The sequence below is a fragment of the Coprococcus sp. AF102-57 genome (assembly GCF_027686195.1).
Taxonomy (GTDB): domain Bacteria; phylum Bacillota; class Clostridia; order Lachnospirales; family Lachnospiraceae; genus Allocoprococcus; species Allocoprococcus comes.
Window position 1 is genome coordinate 159,727 of the sequence record NZ_JAQCSY010000004.1, and the last position, 14,979, is coordinate 174,705.

Sequence of the window (14,979 nt, forward strand, 5' to 3'; positions counted from 1 at the left end):
CAGCGTCTCTTCTATTCCTTATGCTTCTTTTTATCCTTCTGTCTTCGGCACAAGTTTAATCTCCAAGGATTCCAGTCTGTATCCCTTGCCTGTAGTCCCGGCTTCTTTTCCATCTTTTACCCACTCCAGCCAGCCAAGTTCTTCAACCTGTGCACGATAATAAATATCGTAATGATCCGCCATCTCACCGGTCAGTTTTATCTTAACCGCTTCCATTTGGAGTTTTTCTCCGACTGTACCGGATATCTCGCCATCTTTTTTCCAGTCCTGCCAGCCAATATTCTGAACATGGGCGCTATAGGTAACATCTCCCAAATACAATGGCTTATATAAATCCAGTTTCAAAGCCTCCATGCGGAGTCCCTGACCAACGGTTCCAATCGTCTCTCCATTATAGACCTCATCCTGCCAGCCAATATTTTGAACATGGGCACTGTAAACAGCCTGGGTATCAAAGGTTTTTGAGGAAGTTCCTACCGGTGTCAGCCCTTCTCCGTCTTTACGAACCAGAGCAATCTTTATTGCTTCCATCCGATAACCATAGTTAACCGTTCCTGCAATTTCTCCATTCTTCGCCCAGTCAAGCCAGCCAAAGTTCTGGACATGGACGCGGTAATACACATCATATTCCTTTTCTATCTCACCGGTCAGCCAGATTTTTATTGCTTCAATCCTCTTATTCTGTCCGGTTGTCCCTGCCGTTTCTCCATTTGAAACTTCTGATTGCCATCCAATATCTTCCACATGGGTACTATAATGAATGTCTCCTGAAAATCCACGACCAGACAAACTTATTTGCAAAGCTTCCAGACGCTGGTTTTTCCCGATCGTTCCTGCTGTTTCCTGATTGCAGCAAGTCGGCTGCCAACCGACATTTTGCACATGGGCAGTATATTTAACTGACGGGTTATTCCACTCTTCGTTAAAACGATACGCATCTGCCGTTTCTCCAGGAGCAGCGCTTCCCTTTGGCAAAACAGCAATCTGTACTGCCTCTATCGCATAGCCATACTCTTCTGTTCCAGCTTTCTCTCCATTTTTCGCCCAGCCAAGCCAGCCAAAATTACTGCTATGTACCCGGTAATAAATATCGTAATTCTCTGCATCATCTCCGGTCAGATTAAGTTTAATAGCCTCCAGAGCTCTGCTCTGACCTTCTGTGCCAAGCATTGCGCCGGTTTGAACTTCATCAGTCCATCCATACCCAGCCACAAGTCCGGTATAACTTACTCCCAGATTTTCGCTGTTTGTCTGGATTTTCAGTGCCTCCAGACGCAGGCTCTTTCCAATTGTTCCAAGGGCATGCCCGTTCTTCTTCCAGTCTGTCCAGCCATCATTTTGAATATTTGCACAATAGCTGATAAGGTCGGTATCACCTACTTCTACAACCGGTGTATTCACATCTGCATCACTTAACAGATCACCATAGTAAAAGCTGACATCCACATCTGTACTGATTCCATCCACCTGTGCCTTGCTGGTGCACTGCCACATATCATAATTCCCGTTATAATCACATTGATAATTATACTGTGCCACCCAGCGATGCCAGTTGTTATAGACACTGCCTGTCAGGTAATTGTTCCACCAATTCAGATTCGCATACACACCTACCTGATATCCTGCATTGCTGATCTTATTGCAAAAGGTTTCAGCAAACTTCTGGATCGTGTCATTTCCAAGGCTGACCTGGCTGTTATCCTCCAGATCATAATACACCGGATATGCCAGATTGTATCCCTTGATCAGTCGCAGTACGTGATCCGCTTCACTTTCAGCTTCCGTTGTATTCTCAGCGTAAGAATAGATATAAACTCCGAAAGGAATTCCTAATCTTGTACACTCAGATACATTATACTGCCATTTTTTATCATCTTGATAAGAAACATCATTTCCATATCCAACACGGAGAATTGCAAAATCGACATCTGAGTTCTTTACTTTTTCCCAGTCAATATCCTGGTTGTGTTCACTTACGTCGATGACCTTTCCGATTGCCCTCTCAACCGGTTCTCCCTGTGAATTATAGCAAACGCCATTGATTTTTTTATAGGCATTCGATGTATCACTGATGGCATACGCACCGGCTGACCTCTTTTGGATCGGCTGTCCGTTGGAATAACGGAAACTGTTCTCCACAAATCCGCTCTGATCCCTCAGTTCTTCACTCTCTGCTGTTTCGTTTGATACATTTTCTGTTTCATTTGGCACATCTTCTGCCAGAACTGCCATTGGCTGACTTCCTATAAAAATTACTGCCATCAGCACTGCAAATATTCTATTTATTTTCATTTACTTACTCCGCCATTCTAAACTGTCTGTTCCTAATTGTAAGTATCATAAGCCTTTTTGTAAAAAACCATAATGATCTTTGTTAAAAAAGAAGGCCAGAATTTATTAAACATATCGGTATCTTCTTTGATTCTTCTGTGATCGACGATAAATTCCTTGCTTGTTGCCCCGTCATGAATTCGATAATAAATGATAGGTGTATCACAATAAGCAAAATGTGAATTTTTAATCTCTGCACATTTCAAAAAAGTATCCCAGTCAATACAGAACTTCATCTTGGAAGTAAAGATTGGAAGTCCTACCACACTTTTATTATAGGTAACTCCCGGACAGCAGATGCTGTTCCCCAGAGATAGAATCCTTCTTCTCCACCACTTTGAGGCAGCAAGTTTTTTACATCTCATAGGCTGTCTCAAAAACTTCCGGAGCTTACTGTTTATATCTCGCTTTCCGACTTTTCCGCCTTTCAGTGGCAGATAATCTGCGATAAAGATCGACATCTTTTCATCCGGAATATGTTTCAAAAGTTCTTCCACATAATGTTCATTATACACATCATCCTGATGCGCAACTGTCACATAATTCGTTTTTGTACATGCAACAGAAAAATTCCAGTCATCACAAATATCGCTCTTTCCTTCCCTTACATAATAGGGAAGGTCATATTTTTTTGCCATATTCTCGATAAACTCACAAGGTGTCGACGTACAAACGATAATATTACTTTTTACCTTCTGGTTTACAAGCGATTTGATGCAGCTTTCCAGGTACGGCGATTCCTTGTATGCGCACACTGCAAATGTGTGATCTGTATTTTGATATTCCATTCCATTTATCCCTTCTTAGCAAATGTCCAAAATTTATTCATCAAAAAATTAATCGGCGTTGTGATCATAATATTGATAATCGGTGCCACAGCCTGTGATATTCCCAGGATGTTAACCTGTAAATAAAGTAAAAGAGTACTGAGGATGAAGCTGAATCCATAAGAAATATAGGTTTTTACCAGGGATTCTTTTTTATTGCCACTCTCTTTTGCTTCTTCTTTAAATACGAATTTGCTGTTCCAATAATATGCATTCAGCGTTCCTGTCACAAATCCAAGTGCATTCGCGATGAGATAATGCACACCAAAAAATGTAAACAAATAATAAGTTGCCAGTGAAACAACCGTATTACTTACTCCTACCATGCCAAATTTAATAAACTGAACTCCGATTTTATCCCATAATTCTTTTAATTTCTGCATTCTACTTCTACCCTAAGAATTTTTCTACTCTGAAGCGTGGTCTTCCTTTTGCTTCCATATAAATCTTTCCAATATACTCTCCGACAACGCCCAGACCTAATAAGATGAGTCCTCCAAAAAGCCAGATGGAAATAACGATGGTTGCCCAGCCCGAAACTGTGTTTCCTCTGACTGCTCCGATAATAAACCAGATGATCATCAGCGCACTGGCGCATAAGGCCCCTACACCGAGAGTTGTGATCAGACGGATTGGTTTAATACTGAATGAAGTAATTCCATCAATAGCAAAGGCAAGCATTTTTTTCAGCGGATATTTGGATTCTCCAGCAAAACGTTCTTTTCTTGCATATTCTACGGTATCGCTTTTGTATCCGATCAGCGGAACGATTCCACGCAGAAACAGATTTACTTCTTTATATTCAGATAAGGCATCTAATACGGTTTTACTCATCAGTCGATAGTCTGCATGGTTAAATACGATGTCTACTCCCATCGCCTGCATGATCTTGTAAAATCCTTCTGCAGTCGTTTTTTTGAAGAACGTATCCGTTGCACGGGAATTTCTGACTCCATATACAACTTCACAGCCTTCTTTGTATTTTTCAACAAATTTGTCTACTACATCGATGTCATCCTGTAGATCCGCATCCATGGTAATCGCCATATCACACAGATCTTTTACTGTCATAAGACCGGCCAGAACTGCGAACTGATGACCTCTGTTGTGTGCCAGCTTGACACCGCCAATTCTCGGATTCTCACTGTGATATTTTTCGATGAGTTCCCATGTTTTGTCTTTTGATCCGTCGTCTACAAAAATAATTCTGCTCTTTTCGGAAACAGCACCAGCTGTAATCATTGTTTCCAGCTTATTGCCCAGTTCTTTTTGCGTTTCCGGAAGAACCGCTTCTTCGTTGTAGCAAGGAACTACTATATATAATACATCACCCATTTATTCTTTTCCTCTTCCTTAATTCTCTGGATATAGCCCTTTTTCTATCAGAGCTTTTACTTCTCTTACGACAAGGTCTTTGTCTTCTTTATAGGTAACCCCAAACCACTTGTCATGGGATTTTAACACTTTTACCGAAACCTGATCTTTTTCCAGAAGATCTCCGATAATGGTCGGAAGCAAATATTCTCCTTTCAGATTGCCTGCTTCTTGTTTGTCAAGGAATTTAGCAAAACCACTCTCTAAAATACCAAAAAATTCTGGTGTAAGTCCCCACATATTCATAGAAACCGGAGTATCCGCATTAATGATTTCTTCCTTTCCATCAGCTAAAACTGCGGCACCTGTTTCTGTTTTCACGATATTGGAGGTTTCCACGATCTTGGTCAGCATCTGGTTCTCATCCACCTTGCAGACTCCTCGTGTCACACCGCCATTCTCACTCAATGTATTCTTAAGAACAAAGCCTACCATGCTGATCTGCATCTTGTCTGACTTTTCTTCTTCCTTCGTCAGTTCACGAAAAGCTTCTGCATAAGCTTCTTTTCCATAATAATCATCCGCATTTATTACAAGGAATGGTTCTTTTACTACATCCTTACAGCATAAAATGGCCTGACCGGTTCCCCAAGGTTTCGTTCTTCCGGCAAACTTTTCTTTATATTCTGCCGGTATATCATCCACCTCCTGGAAAGCATACTCGACTTTGATTTTTTTCTCGATACGGTCTCCGATAATTCTACGGAAATCTTCCTCCAAGTCTTTTCTGATAACGAAAACAACTTTATCAAAACCTGCCTGTATTGCATCATAAATGGAATAGTCCATAATGATCTCGCCCTTTGGTCCTACCGGCTCTAACTGCTTAATGCCACCGCCAAATCTGCTTCCAATCCCAGCTGCCATAACAACTAATGTAGCTTTATTCATAATAATTCCTCCATTTGTATATAGCAAAATTTTAACATTTACCTCTGATTATAACACATACAAGGTTCAATTAAAACATTTTTCCTTTTTTTTAAGATTTTTCTTATAAAATGAAAATCCCCGGCACAACTCGTGCCGAGGATAAGTATTCCTGTTATTCAAATCGGAAGGTATCTTTCAAACCTTTCCATAATACATCTTTTTCACTTAAATTCAGTTTGGTTCCATCTGTCAATGCATAACCTTCGCCGCTTGCTGTACCATGATATTCTCCCGTCAGCTCCGGCCATTCGATGCCGATTTCCGGATCATTCCATGCAAGTCCGCCTTCATCTCCCGGATGATAAAAATCTGTACACTTGTAGCAGAATTCTGCCAGGTCAGATAACACCAGGAATCCGTGAGCGAATCCTTCCGGAATATAGAACTGTTTTTTATTTTCTTCTGTCAGTTCTACTCCAAACCATTTCCCATAGGTTTCGGATCCGCTTCTCAAGTCCACAGCGACATCAAAAACGCTTCCTTTTACAACACGGACCAGTTTTCCCTGAGGAAACTGTTTCTGAAAATGCAGACCTCTGAGTACTCCTTTGGTAGAAGAAGACTGATTATCCTGTACAAAGGTCATTGTAAGTCCTGCTTCTTCCATATCTTTCTGATTGTAGGTCTCCATAAAATATCCGCGCGCATCACCGTGTACGGTTGGTTCGATCACGCAAAGTCCTTCGATTCCACCTGCATTTTTTTCTACTTTAATCTGTCCCATTTTTCCGCTCCTTACCTAGAACTCAATTTCTTTCAAATATCTCTTCAAAGCATCCTGCCATGTCGGGAGAGGTACAAAACCATTTTCCACCAGCTTCTTCTTATCTAATCTGCTGTTGAACGGTCGTTTTGCCTTGGAAACTCCGTATTCTTCCGTTGTAACCGGAAGCACTTTCACAACATCCTCGGCATATTCTGTCCTTCCCATCTCTACGGCCTGTCGGAATATTTCCTTAGTAAAATCATACCAGCTGATATAGCTGCCTTCGTTTGTCGCATGATAATAACCATATTTGTCGGTTTCGATCATATCCACCAGCAAACGTGCCAGATCATAGGTATATGTCGGGGTACCGATCTGGTCATTTACAACTTTCAACGTATCATGTGTTTTTGCTACATTCAGCATCGTCTTAATGAAATTCTTTCCATTTACTCCAAATACCCATGCAATACGAACGATAAAGTAGCGTTCAAGATTGCTGCTGACCGCCTGCTCACCTTCCAGCTTTGTCTGTCCGTAAACATTCAGGGGCTTATAAGCAGTGCAATCCGGCTGCCATGGTTCTGTTCCCTGTCCGTCAAATACATAGTCTGTGGAAATGTAAACCATCTTGCAGTCAAGCTTTTTGCAAACCTTTGCAATATTTTCTGTCCCTCCGGCATTGATAGCACGAACCTTTGCCATCTTATCCTCATCTTCTGCAAGATCTACCGCAGTCCATGCAGCACAGTGGATCACAACATCCGGTCTGCATTCTGTGAGAACTTTTTCTACTGCTTCTTTATCTGTAATATCTAAAGGAACATATGGCATTGTGGTAACAGCACTTCCGTCCTGCACTCCTGCATATTTCGGTGCAAGATCGGAACCGATGCCCTCATAGCCTCTTTTTTTCAATTCATTCATGACATCATGGCCAAGCTGACCTGCCACACCTGTTACAAATACTTTCATTCGACTATCGCTCCTACTATTCTTATCTGTTGCCATACATTTTTTCATAGTAATTCTGATATTCGCCGGAAATGATTGTCTCCCACCATTCCTTGTTATCTAAGTACCACTGAATGGTCTTTTTAATTCCATCTTCAAATTTGGTTTCCGGAAGCCATCCAAGTTCATTGTGGATCTTAGTTGGATCGATGGCGTAACGCATATCATGTCCTTTACGGTCGGTTACATGTGTGATCAGACTTTCCGGTTTTCCAAGTTCTTTGCAGATGATCTTTACGATGTCGATATTCTTCATTTCATTATGTCCGCCGACATTGTACACTTCTCCGACACGTCCTTTATGAATGATAAGGTCTATGGCACGGCAATGATCCTCAACATATAACCAGTCACGTACATTTAAGCCTTCTCCATAAACCGGAAGCGGCTTATCAGCTAATGCATTGGCGATCATCAGCGGAATCAGTTTTTCCGGGAAATGATATGGGCCATAGTTGTTGGAGCAACGGCTAATGGTTACAGGAAGTCCATAGGTTCTGTGATAAGCAAGAACCAGAAGGTCTGCTCCTGCCTTGGAACTGCTGTACGGAGAGCTTGTGTGGATCGGTGTTTCTTCTGTAAAGAAAAGGTCCGGTCTGTCCAGCGGAAGATCACCATATACTTCATCTGTACTTACCTGATGATATCTCTGGATTCCATATTTACGGCAGGCGTCCATCATAACAGCAGTTCCCTTGATATTGGTATCCAGGAATACTTCCGGATTCTCGATGGAACGGTCTACATGGGATTCTGCTGCGAAGTTTACAACCATGTCCGGATGTTCTTCTTCAAACAATTGATAAATTGCCTCTCTGTCGCAGATATCAATCTTACAGAAACGGAAGTTCGGATTATCCATGACCGGTGCCAAAGTAGATAAGTTTCCTGCATATGTCAGCTTATCTACACACACAATTCTATAGTCAGAATATTTTTCCAGCATATGAAATACAAAGTTACTTCCTATAAATCCGGCTCCTCCGGTTACAATTATCGTCATTCTTATTTCCTCACCTTTCTTAATACAAATGTTCCTGATATTTTCCATCTAATACATCTTTCAGGTACTGTCCATACTGATTTTTCTTTAAAACTTCATAAACCTCAAGAACTTCTTCCTTTGAAATCCATCCGTTCAGATATGCGATTTCCTCGAGACACGCGATTTTTCTATGCTGATGCTGCTCTACTGTCTTTACAAAATTCGTTGCATCTACCAGTGATTCATGGGTTCCTGTGTCAAGCCAGGTAAATCCCTGTCCAAGAAGTTCCACATTCAAGCTGTTATCTTCCAGATAAATGCGGTTCAGATCCGTGATTTCCAGTTCTCCTCTTGCACTTGGTTTTAAGTTCTTTGCGTATTCAACAACACGGTTATCGTAAAAATAAAGACCTGTTACACAATAATTACTCTTTGGATGTTCCGGCTTCTCTTCAATAGAGACAGCTTTTCCATTCTTATCAAACTCTACAATTCCAAAACGTTCCGGATCATCTACATAATATCCGAAAACGGTTGCCCCTTTCCCTGTTTCTGCATTTTCTACTGCGGCTTTTAATCTCTTCTTCAAGCCATGTCCGGCAAAAATATTATCTCCTAAAACCATTGCCACCGGCTCATCACCAATAAAGTCTGCTCCTATGATAAATGCCTGTGCCAGTCCATCCGGACTTGGCTGTACAGCATACTGAAGATTTACGCCAAACTGGTGTCCATCTCCTAACAGATCCTGAAATCTCGGTGTATCTGCAGGTGTCGAAATAATCAGAATATCTCTAATCCCCGCATTCATAAGCACTGACATTGGATAATAAATCATTGGTTTGTCATAAATCGGAAGTAGCTGTTTCGATGTTACCATGGTTAATGGATAAAGTCTTGTTCCTGATCCACCAGCAAGAATGATTCCTTTCATCTAAAATTCTCCTCTCTGTACACGATCTTGTCTGTATGCAGCAATTTAGTTCTATTATTTACAATTACTATTATAAAAGATGACGTTACGTTACCTTCAAGTCTTTTTTTATGATATATTTAAGGATCTAGATTAATACATATAATATAATTGTGTAGAGTAGGTTAGAGGGCATCCGCCCTCTTTCCCCTCATCAAACCGTGCATGAGGTTCTCCCTCACACGGCTTTCCGACATTCTTCTTTCTACAGCATTACGTCATGCTCTAGCCATTTTCTTTAATCCTTTTTCGTAAATGCTATTCCTAACAAATCCCACTTTCGACATATGATTTCGGCTTTGGTGTTTCTTGTTGTACCATCTTGTGAAAGTACAAATAATGTACCAGTCCAATGCCTGCATCCATTTCTCATTTGTTTTGGTAGAATAATAATTCTTCCATCCTATGATTTTCGGATTCAGATTCTTTATTAAATCTTCTTCCTTTGCAACTAGCAGGCTTCGACTGTTTACATTCCTCTTGATTTCGGCTTTCATTTTCTTCATAGCTTTTCTGCTGGGGTACTGGTACGTTTCCTTGTACAGTTGTCCTTTGCGTGTTTCCGTTGTCATTCTTCTGTGGTGCATTCCGAGAAAGTCAAACCCCTCTTTTCCGTCCCACATGCTGACGATTTTTGTTTTCACTGGATGTAACTTTAAATCCAGTTTTGCCATGATATACTGCAATAAGCTCAGTGCGTGATTTGCGCTTTTCTTATTCTTGCAAATGATTACCGTATCATCTGCGTACCTTACAAGAATTCCGTGAGTAAGTCCATGCTTTTCCCACAATCTGTCCAGTGTGTTTAGATAAATGTTTGCCAGTAACGGAGATATGACTGAACCTTGGCTTGTTCCCAATTCAGAGATTGCCAGTACATTTCCGTATAATACTCCTGATACTAACCATTGTTTTATCAGCTTCAATATCCTACGGTCTGATATTCTCTGCTCTACCAGTTTCATCAGCTTTTCTTGGTTTACATTGTCAAAGAACTTTTCAATATCTGCGTCTACTACATAATAGCCCTTGTTGTTACACGCTTTCCTTACTACTTCCAGTGCTTGTTTTGCACTTCTTTTCGGTCGGAATCCATAGGAACATTCTCTAAAGTCAGCTTCGAATACTGGCTCTATTGCTATCTTTGTAGCCATTTGCACGATTCTGTCCTTGACCGTTGGTATTCCAAGAGGTCTTTCACTTCCGTCTGGTTTTGGTATCATAACCCGCTTTACTGGAGATGGTTTATACTTTCCATTCATCAGTTCTGATTTGATTTCTGACAGGTATTTTTCAATTCCCATCGCTTCAACATCCTCGATTTTGATACCATCCACACCACTGGAACCTTTGTTAGCTTTTACCCTTTTCCATGCCTCAAAAAGTACATCATCCCGATATACCTTATCGTAAAGTGCATGAAATCTTCGGCTGTCACACTTCTTGGCTGTCAGATATAGTTTGTTTTGAAGTTGTCGAACTTTTTCTTTGGAGTTATTAGTCTGCATGACATTCTCTCACTCTTACCCTCTCTACAAACATGAATGAAGCAAGGAACCTTCCCATAGACTGCGTTTTCTTGCACTGTCATTATCGGTACTATGTTCCTCTCCGACTCCCTCCCGTCAGAAATACGATTTCGCCAAGCTTATACGCTTTCTTTTTACCTTTCGGTGATGGGTAGGGTCTCTCCAGTTCCGAACCACACTTTTCATACATACCGTTTCCTATATACCGAGGGGTTCTTTTGTGCTGCTTTCCAGTTTCTTCGCACATTCCATGGTTTTCGCCCATATTCCCAAGGCTCAACTCCCCTTTCTTCTCTTTTCAGAGACCTTTTTAACGATACGGCAGAATTCACTTAATGTTACGGTCTGTATGATTGCTTGCACCTTTTATCAAGATTACTTTATCCACTCGCTTAGCACCCTGTATTACTACAGCGCACCGAGTTTAGCTACACGGCTCACTGGCGATTACCGTGACCGGACTTACACCGGCAAGTGTGATCCAGCTTCGCTGGACACACAGAATAGAAAATGCAACATGTTGCAAAAATCTTTCGCAAGGAGGTTTTAAGATGGAGATTCACAAAGATTTTTATTTTGAAGCTGTTCTGAATGACTACCTTCGTAAAGATAATATGGATGTATTTGTGACTGGAAGATCTTCTTAACATTCTTTCCTAATTGAATCAGCGCAAAGATATGACATTAAAGGAAAAGCATATATTGAAACACCAAAGAAATATTACTTTTCCGATCTTGGGCTTCGCAATGCCAGAATCAATTTCCGTCAGTTTGAACAGACTCACTCTATGGAGAATATAATTTATAACGAACTTCGTATGCATGGCTACAGCGTGGACGTAGGTGTAATACCGATTGCGGAACGAGATCAGGAAGGTAACAGCTCCGACAGTTCGGATTGATTAAAGTAAGCTGTATTTTCATAATAGCGTCTGCCGAACTCTTTCACAATCCTAGTCTTACCCACTCGACGTACACCCTTTAAGATTTAAAGCTTGCGGTAGGAAGAATTCTTCCAAGCCAGCACCTTTTTTAAGACAAATCGTTCCATAGAATCGCTCCTCACATTTTCTGAAAATGAAAAATCCGGATGATTCAAAAATTGCATTTGAATATTATGGAAATAAAATCACATGGAAGACACTTTGGGAAGAAGTAGACAAAGCTGCCAAATCATTAAAGGTTTTAGGCTTTGGAGATGGGAATCGTCTTCCAATGTTCTTACCAAGCACACCGGCACACTATATCATCTTACTTGCTGCCGAGAGAATCGGAACAGCTATTATCTGTAGAGATGATATTCCGGAAGAATTATGTTTCGCGATCAGAAAGTCTAAATCCAACACTGCTTTTGTAATGGATTATACTTCAAAAGAAGATGAACAGCTTTTCCGTGAGACAACTCCGATGACACGTATGATCAAAGTGTCTCCTTATTGCTACGCTGACAAAGCTTCTGTTCCGGATTATGTAGAAAAAGAAATCGCTTCCAGATATGTAAATCCTACGGATTCTACAGAAGGCGTTCTTACATGGGACGAATTCATGGCATTAGGCGAAAACTATACAGAAGACTACAGAGCTGAAAGAAATCCTAACAGAGCTGTATTCGGGGCTTACACAAGTGGATCTACAGGAATTTCCAAACTGGTTATCCATTCTTCTTCAAATATGGTAGCCGTTGCATTCCAGATGTCCATCTTTATCCCGCCGTCACCGGTACAGGAAAAATGGTGGTTACCGATTTTACCACCTGCACTCATCGCAGTTACTGTATCTATGACACTGTTCCCGCTGTCAGCAGGGCTGATCGTTGTATTAGATCCATTCTGCCCGATCTCTGATGTGGACATTGCATTTATGGAACAGAAACCGAATTTCTGGGCATTGGTTCCATTCCTCTGCGAAATCCTGATGAAGAGTGACAGAATTCCGGAAGATTATGACATGTCTCATCTGAGAACACTCGGAACCGGCGCAGAAGCCATGAATGAAAGAAAAACCCAGGAAGTAGAAGCATTCTTCCACAAACATGGCGTAAAAGCTACTTTAAGTGCAGGATACGGACAGAGCGAAGGATGTTCTAACTTCACACTTCCAAACCCGATGTTCCCTCTGGTAGATGGTTGTGTTGGTATGCCGATGCCGGCAACTGTTCTTGGTATCTTTGATAAAGATAACAACGAACTTAACTACGGTGAAATCGGTGAATTATGTATGACAGGTCCATCTATCATGCTCCACTACGCAGGATGGATGGGTGAAGAAATGACAGAACGTACTCTAATCACTCATGACGACGGAAAGTGCTGGCTCCACACAGGCGATATTGCTTACATCAAGGAAACTGGTATGGTTTACATTCTTGGACGTGGACATTCTGAACGTTTCGGCGGCGGAGAATTATATATGATGAGAATGGAAACAAAAGCCGTTCGCGTTCCTGGCGTACAGGATGGTTTCTTCTGTATCGTACCGGATAAGGAACACGAAGGATTCTTCGTTCCTTATCTCTTCATCATTCTTGACGGAAGCAAGACTCTTGACGAAGTAAAAGCCGGTCTTAAAGAAGCATTAGAAGATTACGAATATCCGGTAGACATCCGTGTCATCGAAGAAAGACCATATTTCCACTTCAAAACAAACCGTAAAGAATTAACAGAAGCTATTCTTGCAGAAAACAACTAATATAAGTTATACTATGTATAAATTAAAAAAAGAATCCCCATATCTTTTGTCACAAAAGATATGGGGATTTGGTGTTACATAAATAGCAGAATAAAATGAGGAGGGAACGCGTGATGTCTGTTCATCACGCAAGAAAAAATATGAAAGATAAAAACCGGTTCAGTGTACTTTTAAAGCATCTGACATCTATGGCTAATTTAAAAAACTATGCGCTCGCCAAATCTCTGCAGTACGACGAGTCTTATATCAGTAAGTGGATCAGTGGAAAACTACTTCCTTCTGACAAAAACCATGAGCTAATCCTTCAGGCAATCAGCGAATGCATCGTCCAGTCTCTGACACCTGAAACAATTCCCGTGTTTCTGAAAGAATATCAGGTGAGAGATATTACCGATCTTCAAGCCGCTGTCTATGAACATCTGGAATCTGAATATAACTATGTCAAAGAACTGCAGACCTCGACAGGTTCTGAAGTAGCTTCCAAGATTTTCTATTATCCAGAACTGACTTTGGATCAGTTTATTTTCAAAATGAAACATCCGTCTCTTCGTAAAGTAGATTCCGTCAACTGCCATGCCATGGTAGATATTTTAAATATTGACACCAATTATCAGATGTTGATCGCAGAAATGAATGGTCTTCACAATGATCGAAAATTGGTTCTTCCGGGTGTTCATTTTTCCCTTATGCTGGATCTGGAACACACAGATTTAAGCAATTCGAAAATTGCAGTGTTTTTAATCGATCTTCTTTCAAATCTTGCCAATATTGATTTCAATCTTTATTATGGCACCCAGGCAGAAAAGAAGCTTATCTTTTCCGTAAAAGATATTTACTCTATTTCCGGAATGCTGATGGACCAAAACCATTGTTTATCAGTCACTACCATAGAAGATGAAACTCTTTCCTCGGAGCTTTATCATAAATTAAAGTCTCTTTGTAACAAAGAGTCTCTCTTGATCCGCAAAACAAGTATTGAAGCCATGATTCGCAGTCACGAGTACGAGCATGCTCTCTTTGCTCAAAATCCAGCCTGTCTTCTCGCTCATTTTACGGAGCATTTTCTTCCGGACGATTTACATGAAGAGCTCTTAGAAACCTTCGAACCGGTTTTGGATCAAGCAGACCCAAACACCTTAAGACACTTACATTCTCTGACAAAACAATTATTATCCTCTGCGCCGATTAAAATATTATTCTATGCTTCGGTCTTTAATGACTTTGCGATTTCCGGCGAAATGGATTTTTACGGATGCCGTGTTCAGCTTACTCCAAAACAGAGGCTTGTCCTTATGAATTATATTGATCGGTTATACCACAATAATCACAATTTTGATATCCGAGTACTTCCGGACGGTGTTCTGTCAGATTATCAGCACATACCAAGACCTAGTGTTATTTTTGCAGACACATTTTGTTCCCTGCGTCTCAAGCGAAATACACCGGACTATGGTATCTGTGTCACAAATAAGTTCTTTTTGAATGAAATTTTCTCAGACTTTTACTATGAAATCTGGAATTCAGATTCTCTGATCAAGGCAGATTCTCTGATTTCACATTCCATACTTTCTTTGGAAATCCTGATTTCAGAAGTCTAGCCTCTTGACCGGATTTATCCT

12 protein-coding genes and 1 pseudogene are annotated in these 14,979 nt (G+C 40.8%); 3 read left to right on the top strand and 10 right to left on the bottom strand.

Annotation, left to right across the window (positions count from 1 at the left end):
* Positions 1–30: 30 nt before the first annotated feature.
* From PGZ10_RS04305 to ltrA, 10 genes are all read right to left on the bottom strand, one after another.
* A complete protein-coding gene (locus tag PGZ10_RS04305; protein ID WP_117835307.1) occupies positions 31–2,292 on the bottom strand; it encodes a GH25 family lysozyme in 2,262 nt (753 codons plus the stop codon).
* A 32-nt stretch (positions 2,293–2,324) separates the two neighbouring features.
* Positions 2,325–3,119, bottom strand: a complete 795-nt coding sequence (locus PGZ10_RS04310) for a glycosyltransferase (protein ID WP_055156542.1) — start codon at positions 3,117–3,119, stop codon at positions 2,325–2,327.
* A gap of 5 nt (positions 3,120–3,124) precedes the next feature.
* A complete protein-coding gene (locus PGZ10_RS04315) occupies positions 3,125–3,541 on the bottom strand; it encodes a GtrA family protein (RefSeq protein WP_117556366.1) in 417 nt (138 codons plus the stop codon).
* 7 nt (positions 3,542–3,548) lie between these two features.
* Positions 3,549–4,493, bottom strand: coding sequence for a glycosyltransferase family 2 protein (locus tag PGZ10_RS04320; RefSeq protein WP_055246627.1), 945 nt, complete (start codon positions 4,491–4,493; stop codon positions 3,549–3,551).
* 18 nt (positions 4,494–4,511) lie between these two features.
* Positions 4,512–5,423, bottom strand: a complete 912-nt coding sequence (locus PGZ10_RS04325) for a nucleotidyltransferase family protein (protein WP_117835308.1) — start codon at positions 5,421–5,423, stop codon at positions 4,512–4,514.
* Positions 5,424–5,577: 154 nt separating this feature from the next.
* Complete coding sequence (gene rfbC / locus PGZ10_RS04330; protein ID WP_055156550.1) at positions 5,578–6,189, bottom strand: dTDP-4-dehydrorhamnose 3,5-epimerase; 612 nt, start codon at positions 6,187–6,189, stop codon at positions 5,578–5,580.
* A gap of 15 nt (positions 6,190–6,204) precedes the next feature.
* The gene (gene rfbD / locus PGZ10_RS04335; RefSeq protein WP_117835310.1) at positions 6,205–7,146 is read right to left on the bottom strand and encodes a dTDP-4-dehydrorhamnose reductase; all 942 of its coding nucleotides are present in this window, start codon (positions 7,144–7,146) and stop codon (positions 6,205–6,207) included.
* Between the two features lie 22 nt (positions 7,147–7,168).
* Entirely contained in the window at positions 7,169–8,188 is a 1,020-nt protein-coding gene (gene rfbB, locus PGZ10_RS04340; protein ID WP_117835319.1) for a dTDP-glucose 4,6-dehydratase, read from the bottom strand.
* 19 nt (positions 8,189–8,207) lie between these two features.
* Positions 8,208–9,104 (bottom strand): glucose-1-phosphate thymidylyltransferase RfbA, encoded by an 897-nt coding sequence (gene rfbA / locus PGZ10_RS04345; RefSeq protein WP_055156554.1) that lies wholly within the window; start codon positions 9,102–9,104, stop codon positions 8,208–8,210.
* 257 nt (positions 9,105–9,361) lie between these two features.
* A complete protein-coding gene (gene ltrA, locus PGZ10_RS04350; RefSeq protein ID WP_117824797.1) occupies positions 9,362–10,651 on the bottom strand; it encodes a group II intron reverse transcriptase/maturase in 1,290 nt (429 codons plus the stop codon).
* Positions 10,652–11,322: 671 nt separating this feature from the next.
* On the opposite strand from ltrA, the pseudogene PGZ10_RS16760 reads away from it, so the two are divergent.
* From PGZ10_RS16760 to PGZ10_RS04370, 3 genes and pseudogenes are all read left to right on the top strand, one after another.
* Positions 11,323–11,550, top strand: a pseudogene (locus PGZ10_RS16760) (ATP-binding protein); the annotation flags it as partial.
* A gap of 199 nt (positions 11,551–11,749) precedes the next feature.
* The gene (locus PGZ10_RS04365) at positions 11,750–13,360 is read left to right on the top strand and encodes a class I adenylate-forming enzyme family protein (protein WP_117836246.1); all 1,611 of its coding nucleotides are present in this window, start codon (positions 11,750–11,752) and stop codon (positions 13,358–13,360) included.
* A gap of 113 nt (positions 13,361–13,473) precedes the next feature.
* Complete coding sequence (locus PGZ10_RS04370; protein WP_117836245.1) at positions 13,474–14,958, top strand: hypothetical protein; 1,485 nt, start codon at positions 13,474–13,476, stop codon at positions 14,956–14,958.
* The last annotated feature ends 21 nt before the right edge of the window (positions 14,959–14,979 follow it).